This is a genomic window from Devriesea agamarum (assembly GCF_900070355.1).
Lineage (GTDB): Bacteria > Actinomycetota > Actinomycetes > Actinomycetales > Dermabacteraceae > Devriesea > Devriesea agamarum.
Genome location: NZ_LN849456.1, coordinates 1,312,164 through 1,330,392, shown reverse-complemented (window position 1 = coordinate 1,330,392; position 18,229 = coordinate 1,312,164). Strand labels below are relative to the sequence as shown.

General features: G+C 60.5%; 15 protein-coding genes, 1 tRNA gene and 1 pseudogene. 7 read left to right on the top strand and 10 right to left on the bottom strand.

Annotation, left to right across the window (positions count from 1 at the left end; translation table 11 throughout):
* Nucleotides 1-20 precede the first annotated feature (20 nt).
* Entirely contained in the window at nt 21-1,820 is a 1,800-nt protein-coding gene (locus tag BN1724_RS05885; protein ID WP_157085779.1) for an Ig-like domain-containing protein, read from the top strand.
* A gap of 13 nt (nt 1,821-1,833) precedes the next feature.
* On the opposite strand, the gene BN1724_RS05880 is transcribed toward BN1724_RS05885, so the two are convergent.
* Together BN1724_RS05880 and BN1724_RS05875 are read right to left on the bottom strand one after the other, a co-directional pair.
* Nucleotides 1,834-2,436: a LytR C-terminal domain-containing protein gene (locus BN1724_RS05880; RefSeq protein WP_058234612.1), complete on the bottom strand. Its 603-nt coding sequence runs from the start codon at nt 2,434-2,436 to the stop codon at nt 1,834-1,836.
* 11 nt (nt 2,437-2,447) lie between these two features.
* Nucleotides 2,448-3,866, bottom strand: coding sequence for a beta-N-acetylhexosaminidase (locus tag BN1724_RS05875; RefSeq protein ID WP_058234611.1), 1,419 nt, complete (start codon nt 3,864-3,866; stop codon nt 2,448-2,450).
* A gap of 611 nt (nt 3,867-4,477) precedes the next feature.
* On the opposite strand from BN1724_RS05875, the gene BN1724_RS05870 reads away from it, so the two are divergent.
* The gene (locus BN1724_RS05870; protein WP_058234610.1) at nt 4,478-4,957 is read left to right on the top strand and encodes a hypothetical protein; all 480 of its coding nucleotides are present in this window, start codon (nt 4,478-4,480) and stop codon (nt 4,955-4,957) included.
* Here BN1724_RS05870 and BN1724_RS13565 read toward each other — a convergent pair.
* From BN1724_RS13565 to BN1724_RS05855, 3 genes and pseudogenes are all read right to left on the bottom strand, one after another.
* Nucleotides 4,944-5,264, bottom strand: a pseudogene (locus BN1724_RS13565) (IS3 family transposase); the annotation flags it as partial. The gene BN1724_RS05870 and the pseudogene BN1724_RS13565 overlap by 14 nt on opposite strands.
* 268 nt (nt 5,265-5,532) lie before the next feature.
* Entirely contained in the window at nt 5,533-6,645 is a 1,113-nt protein-coding gene (locus BN1724_RS05860; RefSeq protein WP_058234608.1) for a C40 family peptidase, read from the bottom strand.
* A gap of 327 nt (nt 6,646-6,972) precedes the next feature.
* Entirely contained in the window at nt 6,973-10,374 is a 3,402-nt protein-coding gene (locus tag BN1724_RS05855) for a GH92 family glycosyl hydrolase (protein WP_172797088.1), read from the bottom strand.
* A gap of 93 nt (nt 10,375-10,467) precedes the next feature.
* On the opposite strand from BN1724_RS05855, the gene BN1724_RS05850 reads away from it, so the two are divergent.
* Nucleotides 10,468-11,112, top strand: a complete 645-nt coding sequence (locus BN1724_RS05850) for a GNAT family N-acetyltransferase (RefSeq protein ID WP_172797087.1) — start codon at nt 10,468-10,470, stop codon at nt 11,110-11,112.
* A 204-nt stretch (nt 11,113-11,316) separates the two neighbouring features.
* Here BN1724_RS05850 and BN1724_RS05845 read toward each other — a convergent pair.
* The 4 genes from BN1724_RS05845 to BN1724_RS05830 all read right to left on the bottom strand — a co-directional run bounded on the left by BN1724_RS05845 (nt 11,317) and on the right by BN1724_RS05830 (nt 15,083).
* A tRNA-Pro gene (locus BN1724_RS05845) sits at nt 11,317-11,390 on the bottom strand.
* Between the two features lie 126 nt (nt 11,391-11,516).
* Nucleotides 11,517-12,530: a metallophosphoesterase gene (locus BN1724_RS05840; protein ID WP_231928167.1), complete on the bottom strand. Its 1,014-nt coding sequence runs from the start codon at nt 12,528-12,530 to the stop codon at nt 11,517-11,519.
* The gene (locus tag BN1724_RS13280) at nt 12,523-12,861 is read right to left on the bottom strand and encodes a PASTA domain-containing protein (RefSeq protein WP_058234604.1); all 339 of its coding nucleotides are present in this window, start codon (nt 12,859-12,861) and stop codon (nt 12,523-12,525) included. The genes BN1724_RS05840 and BN1724_RS13280 overlap by 8 nt, the downstream gene beginning before the upstream one ends.
* Nucleotides 12,858-15,083: a transglycosylase domain-containing protein gene (locus tag BN1724_RS05830; protein WP_058234603.1), complete on the bottom strand. Its 2,226-nt coding sequence runs from the start codon at nt 15,081-15,083 to the stop codon at nt 12,858-12,860. The genes BN1724_RS13280 and BN1724_RS05830 overlap by 4 nt, the downstream gene beginning before the upstream one ends.
* A gap of 370 nt (nt 15,084-15,453) precedes the next feature.
* Between BN1724_RS05830 and BN1724_RS05825 the strand changes: the two genes are divergently transcribed.
* The 4 genes from BN1724_RS05825 to BN1724_RS05815 all read left to right on the top strand — a co-directional run bounded on the left by BN1724_RS05825 (nt 15,454) and on the right by BN1724_RS05815 (nt 17,326).
* Nucleotides 15,454-15,774 carry a WhiB family transcriptional regulator gene (locus BN1724_RS05825; protein ID WP_058234602.1) on the top strand — a complete coding sequence of 107 codons (321 nt, stop codon included), beginning with the start codon at nt 15,454-15,456 and terminating at the stop codon, nt 15,772-15,774.
* An 86-nt stretch (nt 15,775-15,860) separates the two neighbouring features.
* Nucleotides 15,861-16,037: a DUF4177 domain-containing protein gene (locus BN1724_RS12875; RefSeq protein ID WP_157085778.1), complete on the top strand. Its 177-nt coding sequence runs from the start codon at nt 15,861-15,863 to the stop codon at nt 16,035-16,037.
* A 3-nt stretch (nt 16,038-16,040) separates the two neighbouring features.
* Nucleotides 16,041-16,502, top strand: a complete 462-nt coding sequence (locus BN1724_RS05820) for a RidA family protein (protein WP_058234601.1) — start codon at nt 16,041-16,043, stop codon at nt 16,500-16,502.
* 68 nt (nt 16,503-16,570) lie between these two features.
* Nucleotides 16,571-17,326, top strand: a complete 756-nt coding sequence (locus BN1724_RS05815; protein ID WP_084253114.1) for an MBL fold metallo-hydrolase — start codon at nt 16,571-16,573, stop codon at nt 17,324-17,326.
* Between the two features lie 209 nt (nt 17,327-17,535).
* Here the strand turns inward: BN1724_RS05815 and BN1724_RS05810 are convergent, their stop codons facing one another.
* Nucleotides 17,536-18,213 carry a Crp/Fnr family transcriptional regulator gene (locus BN1724_RS05810; RefSeq protein WP_058234599.1) on the bottom strand — a complete coding sequence of 226 codons (678 nt, stop codon included), beginning with the start codon at nt 18,211-18,213 and terminating at the stop codon, nt 17,536-17,538.
* Between the last annotated feature and the right edge of the window lie 16 nt (nt 18,214-18,229).

Sequence of the window (18,229 nt, the reverse complement as noted above, 5' to 3'; positions counted from 1 at the left end):
CTCAGGGATTCACCATTCCGATGACTACGACCACCGTGCATGGGGTGCCGGGAGACCCGACCACTTTCGACCTCAATGTGCTCGTGGATCCTTCGGCCCGCGCTGATCTGGAACTTGGCTCTGGTCGATTGTCTGTCCCGGGCGCAGACGATGATGACGTGAGCGACGCATATTCGGTGGCGCCCGACCATAAACGTGTGACGATTCAAGATCAGGGAACCTGGCAAATTATCGGGGCTCGGATTATTTTCACCCCGGTCAGAACATTCCGCGGGTCACCATTGGATATTGCCCTGTCGTTGCGCAGTCACAGTGGACATCTATCCGCTCCATTGCCTCTGAAGGCGGCGTATCCGAGTGTGAAGGACGTTGCTGCCACTGCCAGTCAGGGCGCGCCGGTCACCGTTGATCTGTCGCGGGGAGCAGCCAACGTGATGCCCTCGACCTTCCGCTTCCTGATCGAAGATTTACCGCCTGGCTCGACCGTCAGCTCGGATGGGCAGCGTGTTGTGATTCCCGATCAGGGCATCTGGCAGATTACGCCGGGCACCACCAACGCCCGCTTTGAGCCGGCTCAGGATTTTCGCGATAGCCAGCCGGGCCCCGTGCGTTTTACGGCGTATAACTCGGTGGGGGTTGCGGCTGCTGCGGGCACGGTCAGACTGGCCACCCCGCTGCTGCGGACGCTGTCGCGCACGGCTTCGTATGGACAGCCCATTGTGTTCCCGGTGATGCATGATGCGCAGGATGTGTCCGCATCTACCCTCCGTTTCATCACCGACGGTATGCCGCCGGGTACGGTTCAGCACGATGGCACCCATGTAGAGGTTCCCAATCAGGGAAAGTGGGAGCTCAGCCCAGAAAGCGGAACGGCGACGTTTACCCCTCAGAGTCCTGAAGTTCGCCGGGCGTCAGAAATCGCGATCATCGGGGCGAACGACGAGGCGATGCATACCCTGCCAACTCGCCTCAAGCCAATGTATCCGGTGGTGGTGGGCCACAAACAGTTCGCGCGACTCGGACACAAGGTCGATATTTCACTGCTGGACCGGCTCGATAATATTCGGCCTGAGACTCTGACCATCCACGTCGATCGACCCGGCGGAACAGCGATGCATTCGCGAGAGTCCGTGACCGTACCCCATCAGGGGACGTGGAGCTTTAGCCCGGATCGCATGCAGCTGATATTTCAACCGGCGCCAGACCTCAAGGGGAACCCAGACCCGGTGGCGGTCAAAGCCGATGATATTGACCTGGTCAATAAAGCATCGGCGGTGTTTTCCGTGGAATATGTGCAGGCTTTGCCGACGATTCGCGATGACGTGATCACAGGGTCTGCGGATCATCCGGTGACCGTGGATTTACTCACCAACGACGCGCCAGTCTCAATAGACCAGCCTTTCCGGCGTTCGTCGGTGGAACTGCAATCGATCCAGGCACCCAACCTCAGCAATAGCTCGCACTGGTCAGGCCGGGTCCTCGTGCTGCCCGATCAGGGCACGTTCGCGGTCTACGACGGGAATATGACATTCACTCCGGTAGACGGGTTCCGCGGCCCCACCTCTCCGGTAACCTACTTTGTCACCGACTCCAAAGGTGTGACCCGAGGCGCCACGCTGACGGTGAATATCGTGCCCAATGTCGTGACGCCCCCGGCGCCCGCGGGAAATGGTGTGCTGGCCCTTGCCGACGGGCTGCTACCTCCCGACAGTTCCAAGTTCCTGCTCTACATCACCATCATGTCGCTTCTTCTTTTCGACGGGGCTATTGCGCTGTGGGTTGGCAGGAAAATCCGTGGCGCTGAACACTCTGAACACTAATGATCTCGACCCGCTACGGGTGCACGCACCCCTTTGGAACGTTCACCGCTTTTTGTAACGCAGTCTTCGCCAGGGCGCGGGGAGCCAGCTGAGTAAATTCAGGTCCGAGCACAATATCGACACTGTTATCGCTCCGTTTATCGATCGCAAAGGTCACCTGAGGGAAATTAACGGAGACGCTGCTAGCCGCAAGATAACCGGACGGGCCGAACCGCAACACCGTCGCGGTGTCAGGGGCAGAGGCATTGCCAATATTGGCGACCTTATATCCCCGGGTCGTGAGCTCCTCCGAGGTTTTAGCTGCGAGCCCATTGCGAGACGAGCCATTGAGAACCGTCACGGTAAACGATCCCGGGGCAGCGGGCAGCGACCCCGTCGGCGGACAATAAAACGCCCCGGGCGGAATCGACGGAGAGGCCGTGGAAGAAGCCGATGGGCCGGGGGATGACCGCGGCCCCAACAACCCTCTCCATACGAATCCCACAGCTGCCACCACCACCAGGGTCACGATCAGAGCTACCCGAACCCGAAGCGCCCAGGGCATGTGCCGGGCTGGCCGCGACCGTTCGTGGCCAGCGCGGATGTCGCCTTCTCGGTGGGGATCAGACGACGACACGGCACTCCTCTTTAGTCCAGAGGTCGGTAGGTCAACCCGAGCGCGTCCAAACGCGGAAGGTGGGCCCGAACCCGATCCTCAAACTCGCGGTAGGACTGGCGCGGTGAACCCCAAGCCAACTCGGCGAGGGCACATACGCGCGGGAACGCCATGTATTCCAGGTGATGCCCGTCGGGAATGTACTCGGTCCAAAGCTGGGCCTGCACACCGAGAACGAGAGCTTTGTCCTCATCGGGCAGGGACTCAGGCACCGGCGTAAATTCGTAGACATCCCGCAGGGTCGTGCGGCCACCAATCGCCAGCGGCTCCTGCGACGCATCCCCCTGGTAGTAATCGAAATACAGGGCTCGCGACGATGACACCACGGTTTGGAAACCGCGCGAGGTTGCTTCGCTAACCTCGGTCTCAGGGCGCCACACCATCACCACGGTGTCGTCGGGAAGATGCGTCTCTAACACTTCATCCCAGCCGACCATCCGTTTGCCCTTAGCCGCCAGAACCCGCGACGCTTCCTCGGAGAACTTCCCTTGAATCTCACTCACCCGCGTTAAACCCCACTCCTGCATGCGGGCGCGAGCGGCATCGGAGACCTCCCACTCCTGGCGCGGGCATTCGTCCCCGCCGGTGTGCACGAACGGGCCGGGGAAAATATCCGAAACCTGATTGAGAACATCGCGAACAAAAGCAAAGACATCGTCGCCCACCCCCAGCACATGCTCGGAAATCCCCCACATCTCGCGCACTCCGAATTGCTGAGCGGGATCGTTGCCGAACTGTGGGTAAGCGGCAATAGCGGCTTGCATATGACCGGGTAAATCGATTTCGGGGACGATCGTGATCCCGCGTTTGGATGCGTAATCGACGAGTTCGCGAAGCTCATCTTGGGTGTAGAACCCGCCGTGGCGTTCATGATCGAACTCGGCGTCATCCGGAGTCGTCTCGGCGACTGATTGGTGGCTGCTGAGCGTGCGCTCGCGCCATGCGCCCACTTCGGTCAGGCGCGGGTACCCCTTAATTTCCACTCGCCAGCCCTGATCGTCTGTTAAATGAAGGTGTAAAACGTTCAGCCGGTGCAATGCCATGGCGTCGATCATTTTGTGAAGCTCTGCGATGGGCATGAAATGACGACACACATCGATCATGAGGCCGCGCCACGCATACGCAGGCCCGTCCGAGATGAGAACTCCGGGGATGGGGCCCTCGGCGGCGCACAGAATTTGCGCAAACGTATTTCGCCCATCGGTCAGCGCAGCCTCGCTTCCCGCGGTGAGCTGGGCTCCGCCAGGGCCGATGGATAGTGCGTAGTCGGTGCGGGGGAGATCTTTATCGATGCCGACACTCAGCTGTCCCCACGGGTCGTCGGTGATCCACTCCTGGCCGGTCCACTGGACCGATCGTGGAAGTGGGACGAGGCTCATGGGATCGGACATAACAGCTCCTCATTGACGGTGCAGTCTTGGTGTGTGTGGTGGTGCAATCTAGCGCAACGGCAGGGAATTATTTGTATAGCAAAGTGTCGCACAGCACGTCCGAGACCCGCGAGTTCTGGCCGTGATTGTGGTGCCGCTGCGGTGCGATTCTGATGGGGTGATGGGGTGATGGGGTGATGGGGTGATAGTGGCGGGGCGAGACGGGGCGGGGTGATAGTGGCGGGGCGGGTGATGGCGATGAGGTGGGCCAAGGAGGTGGGGGCGGGTGGGGTGTTCGGTCGCTGATCTGTGGCGCGCGGGGTCTGGTTTCACCGGGCATATGTGATGATCTGTTCCGCCGTGGCGGAGTCCTCGGAGATGTTGTACTATTCCGGCACGCATCGCATCATGCTGGTTTCGGCGGGTGCGTCGCGATTTTTGCCGGTGCCTGGCGTGCCTTGTTCAATGTGGATGCGAGGGGCAATGGGTGTGTGGCGCCGTGCGTGTTCTATATGTGCACCGTGATGCTGACAAAGGGGTTGACTGGTGGCAGACGATACAACCGACACGGAGTTTACTGAGGTTCCACTGCTTGTCGAGGATACCGACGGGCGGTTTATTTTATTTATAGTGTGGCGGAGGATTTACGCTCGAAGTGCGCGCGGGCGGTTCAGAAGCTGCGGGACCAGGCACAGGCGCGGGCGGGCTATGTTGCCACAGCAAAGAAAGACTTTCGGGGGCATTACGCTGATGTGCTGGCCAGGAATACACAGACTGCGGTGGGGGATGCGGATCGTTTAATCATCGCGTTGGATTCGATTGAGAAAAACCTGCAGACAGCTATCACCCAGGCACGCAAAGAGGATCAGCGTCGGAAAGAAAACAATGAGTGGGTACGGCGGCATAACTCGTGGAATCCCGTAATTTGGATTCCGGATGGGCTTTTTGGCGGACTCGAGCGACCGAACCAGACCCAGCATAAACCCCCGACTTTCCTCGTTCCCGATGTCGCGGCGAAACCACGCGAGATGTATCAACCAGTTGCGGTGGGTGGGACGTCGGCAGTGAAGCGCACTGGGTTTAGTTCCAACACGTGTGTCATGACGGGATGAGCTCCTTCGTTACGTCTTGAGCATACGAGGCCTCAACCTCGACTGGGATGTGGTAGCCCAGATTCTCGGGAAGGCGCCGATGATTCCACCAGCTCACCCACTCCAATGATGTCGCGAGTTCGACCGCAGACGTCGATGGCCAGCTCGTGCATACATAGATCAGCTCGATCTTGTACAAACCATTGACCGTCTCAGCCAGAACGTTGCCGCACGAATCACCCCTCGTGCCCACACAAACCCTCACACCCTGTTCTGCCAGCGCCTCAGAGTAGGCCAGGCTGGCGTATTGGGCGCCCCGGCCGCTATGGATACACCAACCGGCCATCGACCAGATCGGCTGGCGTGGAGGCCAACGCCTGCTCCACCTGCGCCACTTGCTCAACCTCAATCGCATACACCGCGCGGCTTCACAAGACAACCACGCGGCTCCTCACAACACGAAGGCCCGCCCAACCCCGTGCAGGGTTCGGCGGGCCTTCCTCGCGTGTCCCATCCCTTCCCAGTGGCACCGATGTGCCGGACGAGACCATGCGATCGTGTGAGGTCCTGACGGTCCTCAGAGGTTTGCTGTCACCTCAGCGGTAGGTCACGAACACGTGCGATGCATCCCAGATGGACCGGTACATGACCTCGCCTCGGGAACCCGAAGCGTCAATAATCTTTCCGTTACCGGCGTAGATCCCAATATGGCCGTAGTTGCCTCCGGTGAAAGCAACAAGGTCACCAGGCACGGCTTCTGAGCGGGAAATAATGCGTCCGCCATACACCTGCTGGCGTGCGGTGCGCGGAATATCAATCCCCATCTGCCGATAGGTCCAGCTGGTCAGACCGGAGCAGTCGAAACCGCTAGGGCTGGAGCCTCCCCACACGTATGGTGCGCCCTGCTGATCCTTAGCGAGATTCACGATGGCGCGTCCGTTAAACCCAGGCGTAGATGGGGTCGGGCGTGATGCGCCTGGCGATCCACTCACGGGCTTGGCCGCGGCATTGGAGTTATGGAGGGCATTCCAGGTGTCGCGCCCCACCACGCCGTCAACACCGATACCGGCGTTGGCCTGGAAGGTGCGTACCGAATTGAGAGTGCTCCGGCCGAAGATGCCATCCACGGCGATGTCCGCGCGATGATTATTGAGTTCCGACTGGAGAGCCCGAACCGAGTCGCCGCGAGCTCCGTGCCGCAGTAGCGGACGGCGCTCCTGGGGAGTGGACGTGGATGGTTGTTGCGGAGTAGCGACCGATCCGAGAGCACTCCAGGTGAGCGGGCCGACGATTCCGTCGACTTGAAGCCCTTGAGAGCGCTGGAAATCTCGGACAGCATTGAGAGTGTCGCGTCCGAAAACGCCATCGACGGCGATGCGAGCACCCCGATCCACCAGCTGCTGTTGCAGGGCGGAAACGGCCTCGCCACGGGCGCCGTGGCGCAGCTTGACATAGTTGAACGACTGGGCAGGTTTCATCGCCGCAGGCTTAGCAGCCTGGGCGACCGACGGAAGAGCAATCTGACCCCGCATAGGAGTTGGACCCTCCGCACGAGCTTGGTCATTGCTGAGGAACGCGGAACCGGCAGCGACGGCGCCGAGAACGGCGACGCTTCCGAGACCACGCCCGACAGGACCGACCAAGCCCGACAAGTCGGTGACGGCCCGCCCTGGGGCACGGTGGGTGCCCCGAGGCGCTGTGAACATCATGGGTGATCCTTCGGTATCGGCCGCCGGCGAGACGCGTAGGACATCTGCGCCCTCGCACCCGTCACCGAGGGAATCGAGGAAGGGTCCGGACGCCGACGGGGAAGGCGGCGCGTCTGGACAGAACCCTCTGAACAGTGGGTTCTTGTCCTAGCTTATGTCCCTGGGAAGATCTTTAAACAGGGCTTTTACCTCCCCGAGACCCTATATTTGACAAAGATTTTACTTTTTTCCTGCAGCTTCAGGGTGTCGCGATGTGCGTTTCCGGAATCGTCATGATAATGACACGGGTGTTATTTATTTGTGACCATGACATCTTTCGCGAATGAGTTACCCCAAGAACTCCAATTGGAAAATATCCCCGGGAGTTAATGCGACGAAGCGATAGGCCGAAAAAAGCCGGGTGCGAGCAACCTCAGGTAGCGCAAACGCGCGCGTCTGGCGGTCCCAGCGGAACTCCACCCCGTGCCGATGATCAATCTCCACCCAGCTGCCGTCGTCTTGACGGGCTTCAATCCGCCACGCCGTCACAGCGCCCTGCGGTGAACAGGTCACGGTATACAGACGTCCAGCGGCAGGCGTCGTCAAATGGAGCGTCACCGACGCTCCGCCCGGGAGGTACGCAGCGGTATACGAAGTGTCATCGATCAAGGCCCACGGGCGTTCAATACCTGGACTCAGGTCGTAGCGAGCCCCACGAACCAACAAATCCTGAAGCGGCAGCGGCCCCGACGTGGACGAGGCCATCCTCGATCCAGATCCAGAGGAGGCCGGCAACGCCGACATCGACGGCGGACGCAGGTCCTCAGCCGCGCCGAACTCGGTGGGCTGATCCGTCAGATCAAACTCAATGTGAACCCCGGAGTGCAGACGCGAGGTCGGTACCCAGGAACGGTCCCAGAGCTCACCGTCCAAACGGATACCACGAATATAGGTGTTGTGTTCGCTCACACCCGTTGCATCGATCACAATGCGCTGCCCCCCGGGCAGATGAACCTCGGCATGTTCGTATAGCGGGGTGGTCAGCACGAAAGTTCCCGACGCGGGAGTCAGCGGATACAGTCCCAGCGCCGCAAAGGTATGCCAAGTTGACATCTCTCCGTTGTCTTCATCCCCTGGGTATCCCATACCGAGGTCCGAGCCGGTAAAGAGGCGATCAGCCAGCGACCGCACCAGGCGATGAGTTTTATGCGGTGAACCGGTGAACAGGTACAGGAACGGGATGTGGTGGGCCGGCTGATTAGACAGCCCCAGCATGCCTTCCCGGATATCCCGTGCCTCGGTCATTTCGTGGATCACAGTGTCGTAGCTGCCGCGGACATCCGCACGTGCCGTCTCCGGGGTGGCAAAGAACGCGTCCAACTGCGCTTCGAGTCCGTCGGCACCGCCGTACAAGGACGCAAGCCCCGCAATATCGTGCACTGCAGTAAATGCCATGCCCCACGCATTGGTTTCGGTGTAATCGCCGCCCCAACGAGCAGGATCGAAAACTTCCGGAGCGGTCCGGAAATTCCCCTGGCGGTCCCGGCCCTGGAAAAACGAGATGCGCTTATCGAACAGATGAACATAGTTCGCTGCACGCGAGCCAAACCACTCGGTATTCGCCTCGTATTCCTCCCGGCGAGGATCATCAGCGCAGCAGGATGCCGCCAACAGAGCCGACATCACCGCGATGCCGTAGTCATTCAGAGCATTTTCAAGCGACCAGCTCATGCCCTCATGAATGGTCGTGGGAACCCAGCCGAGAAACAGTGCCTCATGCAAACCCTTCCGCCCGGTTTCACGCACCGGAGAGGGAGAGGTTGCATTGCGCAGCGCGCTGTCGTACCCAGCTGTGACGTCGAACGAGGTGACGCCGTGAGTGAGCGCATCTGCGATCACGATGTCACTGGACGTGCCCACCATGCAATCCGCATATCCGGGCGAGGACCAGCGAGACATCCAGCCACCCTGCCGGAAATGCTCGATGAACCCATCCACAAGTTCGCCCGCATAGTCCGGGGTGAACAGAAAGTAAGCGGGCCAGCAGGTGCGGAAGGTATCCCAAAACCCGTTATTGACCATGACCTGGCCCGAGGCCACCACATGCCCGGTGCGTTCCGCATCAGGTTCGCGTTCCAGCTCATCGAACGGTGAGGTATACACCCAGGCAGGATTCTGCGCCGTTCCTGCATTCTCACTAGCTCGATTCGGGTAGAGGAAAAGGCGGTAGAGGTTGCCATAATGCGTCATGAAACGGTCTGCTGTGCGCGGCCCAAAGTCAGCCGTCGGCCCCTCACCAATCCGGACACGCCCTAACAGCTCATCCCAGGCATCCGCCGCAGCATGGGCTACTTCGTCGTAGGAAATCCCGTGCGGAAGTTCCAGCTCCAGCGTGTGCTTAGCCTGATCCAGCGAAATGAAGGACACCGCGCACCGCATGGACAAGCGGGTACCCTCAACCCGCACCCAGCCCCGCCCAGCCGAATCTAAACCGTGATCGCGGATAGGCGTATCGAGCACCGCCACGAAAAACTTCCGCGGAACGCGCTCTAAGGCGTCAGGATTCCCTTCGACATAACCGCTCAACAGCGCGCCGCTGCCGTCGGGCAAGGGCTCAATCCGCAGTAGCCCCTGATCGCCGATCTGATCGCACACCAGCGCCAAACCCGGCTTTGGTTCAGTGCTCTCACCAGTGCTGGCGTCGCCGAGCCGCTGAGAACCTGCTGTAGCGTCAGCGCCATGTGGACCATCCGAACGTGTCACACCATCCGCCCCGGAATGAGGTGTGGCCTCCAGCCCCTTGAGCTCAGCGACCAGCAGGGCTCCGTGGTCCGTGGGCGCCACAGCAATGTGGACCCCCTCATGTGTGAGCACTTCGTAACGGTCCGGGCGAGCCAGCTCATCACCGTGCGAAAACACCAGGTTTCGGTGGCCCGGATCCGATACGGGAACCTCATCGCCGAGAACCGGAACCGGCAGGAACTGCAGCGCTGTACGGTCTCCCATCCAGGGACTTGGCTGATGGTTTAACGCGATAGCGCCAAGAGGCGTCACACCGGGCGCAATATCGTGCTCAGCCCAGGAATACAGCCAGCGTGAGCTTTGCGCATCGGTCATCGGCGTCACAAAGGTGAACCCATGCGGCACCGCGGCGGCTGGGAACGTATTACCGCGGGAGAAACGATCACTGGAATGAGTGCCGCGGCGGGTATCAACCCACTCCACGGGCCGAGTGGGACGCGGCCTGCGGGAGGTCACAGAACTGATCATGACGCCATCCACAAAACCCGAGGAGGTACGTTCCACCACCAGCTCGGCGCCACTGATACGGCGCCCGCTGAGTGCGGAGAGGTCGATCTCGACCCGGTTCCATTGATCTGCCCACCGGGTACGCACGGACAGCGCCGTTGTCGGTGAGAGCCCGTGACCGTACTGGTCGGTGATTCGCCGCTGCTCAGACTCAGCTCCATCCCCATCGATAGCGCTGGCGAGCAGAGTCGAACCATCATCGAAGGTGAGATCAAGGCTGACCCCGATTGCGTCCCAAGACTGAGTCACTCCATCGTCGTGGAAGACGGGGAATACATGCCATACCAGGTGGTCGCCAGGTCGAATCACATGACCATCGCAGGGCACATCCAAAACTGCCCGACCCGAACCTGACCACGCCCACGGAGCCTGGCTGAGAATGCCGCGACGAGGAAGACAATTCACCGTTCGCGCTGGCCCGGAACCCAGTTTCTTTGACACCGTGAGACTCATACATTGATCTTCTCATCCACCACTGACAGACGGGAGAGACAACTCGGCGGGAATCTGTCGCGAAGCTGTATTTTGATGGTCATGCCCCGCAGTCATCCCGATCCGAAATATCCCACCCCCTACGACGATGCCGACCTGGCATCCGACAGCGAAGCCTGCCAGCGGGTAACGCCCACAGAATCTAGGTCACCAGATCCCGCGCACGCAATGGAGTCGATCCAGATCCACCTCCTCGACCACTCACTGTGGCCAGGGGTTAAAGAGGCCTACGAACTGGGGCGGCGCACCGGAGAGGCCACCTTCGACGACAGCACCCCAACCTACGACTCCTTTGTCGCGTCCCATATCGACGGCATGACGCTTGTGGCCACCACATCGACAGGAGCCGTTGCGGGATGGGTCGGTGCTATGCCGGTGTCCTCCCGAGCTGTTTTCGCCGGAGTAGTGGAAATCTCCCTCTTCGTGCACCCGGCGTATCAAGGACAGGGGATCGGCAGCCTGCTGGTGGCCCAGGCCCAGCACCGCGCCGAAGAGCTCGGCATCTGGTCGATCAGAGCGGGTATCTTCCCGGAGAATCACGCCTCCATCGCCGTCCATCGCCGCGCCGGTTTCTACCCGGTAGGAACCTATCGACGGGTCGGGCTAATGGCATTTGGGCCGCACGCCGGCCGGTGGCGCGACGTTTTCATGATGGAGTGGCGCAGCCAGCGGGTCGGGACGGAGTAACGCATTTGGAATGCAATAGCGGACTGAATCGGCGACGTGGGGCGATTCAGTGAAGCGGAAGTGTCGAACGAGCCCGCGAGACAACGGCCTATAGCCGAAGCCTGCAACGGGAACCCGACTCCGGATACACATGGGGCTCGGAAAGTGCATGAGGCTCGGATCCCATAGGGATCCGAGCCTCAACGGCACCAACGGTGCCACATGTCGGGGTGACAGGATTTGAACCTGCGACCTCTTCGTCCCGAACGAAGCGCGCTACCAAGCTGCGCCACACCCCGGTGGACTATCCAATTCACACCCCGCTCGCGCGGGAACTGAACCGAATAACACTGCCCTCAACGGTTGCGACCGGATCGGACAGCACAAGCGACCTTAGCAGAATTCAGGCCGACTATGCGACGCGCTCAGCAGCCAGGAGCACGCAACGTGAGCAACGTCGCCTCCGGCGGACATGCAAAACGCATATTGGAAAACGGGCTCGCGCCCAAACCCGCGCTCACATGCAGCGGAATACCGCGCCATGCACTGAGCCCGCGCGCCTGCCGACGCGGAAGATCGCAGTTAGTCACGAGAGCGCCGAAACCTGGCACTCGCAGCTGCCCGCCATGAGTGTGCCCGCACAGAATGAGGTTGCAACCGTCATCCACGAAACGATCAAGCACACGGCGATACGGCGCGTGAGCCACCCCGATCCGCAACGAATGCCCCCGAGGCTCAACCTCCACATGCTCCTGGGGCATCACGTCACGCTCCAAATGCGGATCATCGACGCCAACCAGCTGTAGACGCAGGCCGGACGCCCCCGACGGGATTGTGCGCCGCTCAGATTCCTGCCCATCTGCTCGCGGAGCCGGACGCAAAGGCACTGTCTGAGGAACATCCAGCACGATCTCGTCTCGACGATTCGTGAGATCCTTCCAACCCCCCGAGCTGAGCATGCGTACCAGCCGGGCGGTGGGCAAATTCGCTGGACGGTTGGCGTCGGTGTAGCCGTCAGGGCGAGGATCCTTCAAAAAGTAACGCAACACATTCTTAGGCTTCGGTGCGTATAAGTCATTGGAACCCAGAACAAATGCACCCGGGATCGGCAACAAGCCTGATAAAGCGCGCTCCAGCGCTGGAACCGACATCGCCGACGAAATATTGTCGCCAGTATTGATCACCACATCCGGTTTCAACGAAACCAGATCCGACAACCACGCAATCTTACGGGCCTGATCAGGCATTAAATGGATGTCGGAAATATGTAGCAGGCGCACCGGAGCATACCCTGCTGGCAAAATCGTCAGCGTTTCCTCGCGCAGAGTAAACGCATTGATCTCAATGTGTCGCGCCCACACATGTGCCGCTGCTGCCCCGGCAAACCCCAAAGCCCCGGCTACTGCCACCGGGCACGGCATCCGACGCCGACTAATCATCCAGGCCCTCCGCCTCTTCAACACGGGCCATCGCCTCATCCGACGGACCACCCGCAACCTGTCCCTCCTGAGTGCCCCGCGCAGGCCCTGAGGACTGCACCAAAGTCACCGAAGAGCCCGGCGCGAGCGCGGTACCGGCAGCTGGCTGAGTGCCCGTCACAGCCCATTTACGGACCGAATCCGACGGGGACGTGACGGAACCGGACACGTTATATCCGGCCTGACGCAGCGCCTTCGTAGCCTGCGATTTCGTCATACCGCTGACATCGGGCACTACCCGGGCAGCGGTCGGCTCAGCGTTGGGTTGAGATTCTCCCGATGAGACCTTCACCAAAGACCCTGACGGTGGGGGCCAGGGAACGGAATATTCTCCATCCCTTCGCTAGCCTTGATCATGAATTCCTGCCAGGTGGGCAACGACACCGTCGCGCCCCACACATGCCCGGTGCGCAGGTACTCTCCATCCACAGAGAACCCACCCGGGCGCACATTGCGCGCAGGGTGACCAAACCACACTGCGGTGGATAGCTGCTTAGTAAAGCCCACATACCAGCCGTGATACTGCATGCTGGCGGTGCCGGTCTTTCCACCGGCGTCATGACCCGGAATCGTGTGCCCTTTACCGGTTGCCCGGGGATCTTGAAGGTCCTGTTCCAAGGTGTACTGCACAGCATCAGCCACCGGTTTTGGCACTTCCTGCTTGCACTGCTCACCGGTAAACGGAAGATCCTTACCGTTTCGATCCTTCACTTCGAGAATCGCGCGGGGTTTGCAGTACTTGCCATCAGCCGGGAAGGTTGCATACGCCGCCGCCATCTCCAAAGGAGCGATCGGGATTTCGCCCAGCACCACTGAGGACGGCCCAATCAGTCCCTTGAACAGCTCGTTGACCGGCATCTCTGTCGTCTTAGGCGAATCGGGGCTCACCGAGGCGGGAATAGCGCCAAGGCTTCGAGCGCGCGAGGCAATGTCGCACAAATCCATCTGGTGGGCCATCTGGGCGTACGAGGTATTCACCGAATACTTGGTGGCATCGAGCGCAGTCTGCATGGGCGGCAGCGGCACTGACACCGCGTTATCCGGGTCATACGGTTGAGTGTCCATCCAGCGACCCCGCGGCAGACACTTCGCCGGATAGGTGCTGATCGGTTGACGCCGGGTAGCCACCGTGTCGTAGACGCTGTGACCGGTCATCAGCCACTCGGTCAAAACGAACGCCTTAAAAGTCGAGCCGACAGGGAAACCATTGCTCCCACCGAACACCCTCGGCACGTTATAGTTCAGCGCGGTTTCCCCGGGTTTAACCTGCTCATGCGGGTTAAAAGTGCGATTTTCAGCCATCACCACGATGTTTCCGGTGCCCGGTTCCACGGTGACGATAGTGTGGCCGAAGCCGTTGGACGATGTGGAGGGAACGCGGCGCTCCAAAATATCTTCGGCGATCTTTTGTTTTGACGGGTCCAGCGTCGTTTTAATGGTGAGGCCACCGCCGTACAAAAGCCGTTGACGGTCCTTAAAGGTTTTACCGAACGCCGGATCATTCAACAGAACCCGGGTTACATAGTCGCAGAAGAACCCGCTGCCCTTGGCCTCGGCGCACCCGGGAGTAAAGTTCTGGATCTTCAACATGCTTTCGACCGGCGTGTTTTTAGCCTCGTCGAACTGCTGCTGATTGATGTAGCCCTGCGCCTTCATTTCGGCGAGCACTTCATTGCGCCGCTTCGTGGCTGCCTTCGGGTGGCTGACCGGGTCGTATGCGTTCGGAGCGTTGGTAATTCCCGCCAGGAGCGCCGCTTCGCCCACGGTGAGATCTTTGGCGTTCTTCGAGAAATAGTGGCGCGAGGCCGTCTCCACACCGTACTGGGACGGGCCAAACTGGGCGACGTTGAGATAACCGTTAAGAATCTCGTTTTTCGCCGCGCGCACATCGCCGTGATGCTTGTTAGTCAGCCGGCTTTCCAACGACATCGCCAGCTTCGCTTCGCGGGCTTTTCGCAGGTAGGTTTGCTCGGTTGCCTCCGCAACCCCTTCTTTGTCGCCGCGCTGGACCGCATCCATCAGCAGAGTGTTTTTGACGTACTGCTGGGTTAGAGTCGATGCGCCCTGCGTATTCTTATGAAGCTGGTTTGAGACCAGTGCGCGCAGCAAACCCTTCGGGTCAACGCCGCCATGCTCATAGAAGCGGCGGTCCTCAATCGCCACAATGGCGTGCTGAATATTTGGCGAAATCTGATCCAGCGGAAGCATGATTCGGTTCTCTGTGTAGAACATCGCCAGCAGAGAACCATCGGCAGCCTCAATGCGCGAGGCTTCGTTCAGGGGCTGCACGTCCAGTTCGTCGGGCAGCTCATTGAACATTTTGACGCCTTGGTCTGCGGCGGCGGAGGTTACCGTCACCGCAGGCAGGAGCAAACTCGCCAAGAGAATGCCCGAAAGGGTGCACACTGCGAGCAACCCGAGCAGGAGCATCAAGGTTTGCTTCGTCGTGGCAGATCGAAGGCGCGCCACGGCCCCGGAACGGGAGGACTGTCGCGTCGGATCAGGGTCAGCCATACGTACCAGAGTAGGGGGTGAGGCTGAGCGCTTCCATGTGGGCACGCGACACAAGGTCGGGGCACAGCTCACAGAGGCCGGGAGCGCTCTGTGTCGGTTGTCGCGCTGGCGCTCTGAGTCAGTTAAGGCGCTGGGCTCTGTGCCGGTTGTCGTGCTGACGCTCTGTGTCGGTTGGGGCGCTGGCGCTCTGTACCGTTTCGGGTTGTGGCGGTTTACGATAGTGACTGGTGAGTATCAAAACCCAACAATGTCGGTTGTCTGATGACTTTGGTGGACTTTGCACACAGCCAACTTGGTTCCTAGGATGGCGTTGCCATAGGGCTGACACAGTGCAGCGGAAGAGGATCGACGAAGATCGAAAGAGGGCGATGTGAGGACGAACCGACGGGCGGCCGACGGTCAGGACTGGACAGCGCACGGGGCATGCTCAAATCTCGACCCCGATGGCTTTTTCGTCCAGGGTGCTGACCAGCAAAGAGTGAAAGCTTTATGTGGGCCGTGCCCGGTGCGCACACAATGCCTTGCCGATGCCCTGCAAAATCGCATCGAATTCGGCGTGTGGGGAGGGATGACCGAGCGTGAACGTCGTCGGATGCTCCGCCAGTATCCCGACGTCAGCGACTGGTTTGATGTGCTGGAAGCCGCGTGCCGTCAGCAAGAGCAGCTAGTGCAACGCCCCACCGGAAGCTAGGTGTGCTGCATTGATTGTCATGACGCTCGCCCAGCCTAGGGTGCCCGGGTGTGAGGTCTAGGTCGGACTCGTCGTAGGCTTGCCCCATGACACAGCGCACCACCTGGGAATACCTGACCGTTCCGCTTTTAATCCATGCGACGAAGCAGATTCTTGATAACTATGGAAGCGAGGGCTGGGAACTCGTGCAGGTTATCCCGGGCCCCAATCCGGAATCTCTGGTCGCGTACTTGAAACGGCCCATCGCATCGGAGGGATGCTGAGTAATGTCCCAAACCCTTGATGCTTTGGCCCGGATGGGACTTTCTCTGCCTCCGGTTCCCGCTCCGGTCGCCTCTTATGTTCCGGCTGTTATCAGCGGAAACACGGTGACGACCTCGGGGCAGCTGCCCCTAGTGGACGGTGCACTGCCAGTGACCGGCAAGGTGGGCGCCGAGGTTGACCCTGACACTGCGCGCGACCTCGCCCGCGTGTGCTGCCTGAACGCACTCGCGGCCATCGCCGCAGAAATCGATGACCTCGACCGAATCTGCCGTGTGGTTAAACTCACGGGTTATGTCTCCAGTGCTCCCTCGTTTACGGGCCAGCCCGGGGTGATTAATGGTGCGTCAGATCTTCTCGGTGACATCTTCGCTGAGCGCGGATTGCATGCGCGCAGCGCAGTCGGAGTCGCAGCTTTGCCCCTAGATGCGCCGGTCGAACTCGACCTGCTCGTCGAATTCCGCTGACCTCAACCAAAAACGTGGCGTCGATAGAAATTGATCTCGTGCCGCTGTGCGCGGGAAACGCTGGTCCCATGACTATGGATGGAACCAACACGTATGTCATCGGCACGGACTGCGACGTCTGGGTTGTTGACCCCGGCCCGAAAAAGCGAGACCACCTTGAGGCTGTTCTAGATGCCTGCGCTGTGGACATCGGGCGCGTTCCCCGAGCCGTGCTGGTAACTCACTCCCATCCCGACCACTGCGAAGGTGCGGGTACGCTGCGGCGATTGCTCGAAGCGGCAACGGGGGAACGGGTGCGGATACTTGCCGCTGACCCCCGGCGAGTCCCGGGTGCGGAGAAGATGCCTGCCACACTGCTGTCGGGGTCCCATGAGGTCGCGAAAATATTGCGTCTCCCAGGGCATACCGCCGATAGCGTGGGCATCCTCCTGACAGGAGGTCTGTTGCTGAGCGGCGACACCGTGCTCGATGACGGGGTCACGGTGATCGATCCGGATAGCGGCAACCTTGGCCACTATTTAGAAACCCTGCAAAGTCTCAGCTCGATGGCTGAAGCAGGGCGCATTGAGGCACTCTATCCGGGGCACGGTGAAGCGGCACTAGGCGGCGACGACGTGCTGGCCCTGCTCCGTCGCGCCACAGACCGCCGTTGCGGGCGCATCGAGGCAGTGCGCAAAGCCCGGGCGGCAGGCGCCTTAACTGTGAATCGTCTGCTTCCTCAGGTGTACGGCGACGATCTTGCGCCCGAGCTAGCGGAAGCTGCGCGCGCTAATTTGCGGGCTGTTTTGCGTTATCTGGCAGAGCAGGACCGGCTGCGCCGTTAAACCGGTTAACGATGCGTGTGCGACGGGTTAAGGGCCGGGCGCACCAGCTTAAGCACCGGATGAGCCGGGCTGGCCTTATGGCGTTATGGCGTTATGGCCTATGGACGCATATACGAAGCGCCCACCGCTATCGTCCAAGGACAGCGGTGGGCGCTGCGTGTGATCACAGATGAGAGCGCCTGTAATCACCTACGACTGGAAATATTGTGTCAGCGGGCCCGACGGCGCAGACGCTCGATGTCGAGCAACAGCACCGCGCGAGCTTCCAAGCGGATCCATCCGCGGGAGGCGAAATCGGCCAGAGCCTTGTTCACTGTTTCACGGGAGGCGCCAACCAGCTGGGCGAGTTCCTCCTGGGTGAGTCCATGAGAGACCATCACACCGTCATCGGTCTGCCGACCGAATCGCTGCGCGAGATCCAGCAGGTTCTTCGCGACGCGACCGGGAACGTCCGCAAAGACAAGATCGGCTAGCGATTCGTTTGTCTTCCGGAGGCGGCGGGCAAGGCTCGCGAGAAGATGACGTGCGACCTCTGGGCGCTGTGCGAGAACGCGGTAGAGATCCTGCTGGCCGAGGGCATACAGGGTGGTTTCGGCAACGGCAGTGGCAGTGGCGTTGCGGGGGCCCGGATCAAACAGTGACAGTTCACCGAGAGTCTCACCCGGCCCGAGCACGGCGAGCAGGTTTTCGCGACCATCGCCACTGGTGTGGCCCACCTTCACCTTGCCCGATGCGATGATGTACAGCCGGTCTCCCGGATCGCCTTCGCGAAACAGCACCGCTCCGCGATGGTAGTCCTCCTGCGACATCGATGCGAGGACGGCTTGCTTCCCGTCTTCGTCAAGTGCGGCGAACAACGGCGCCGACCGTACGATGTTCTCGTCCACGGTTCCTCCTGGTCTC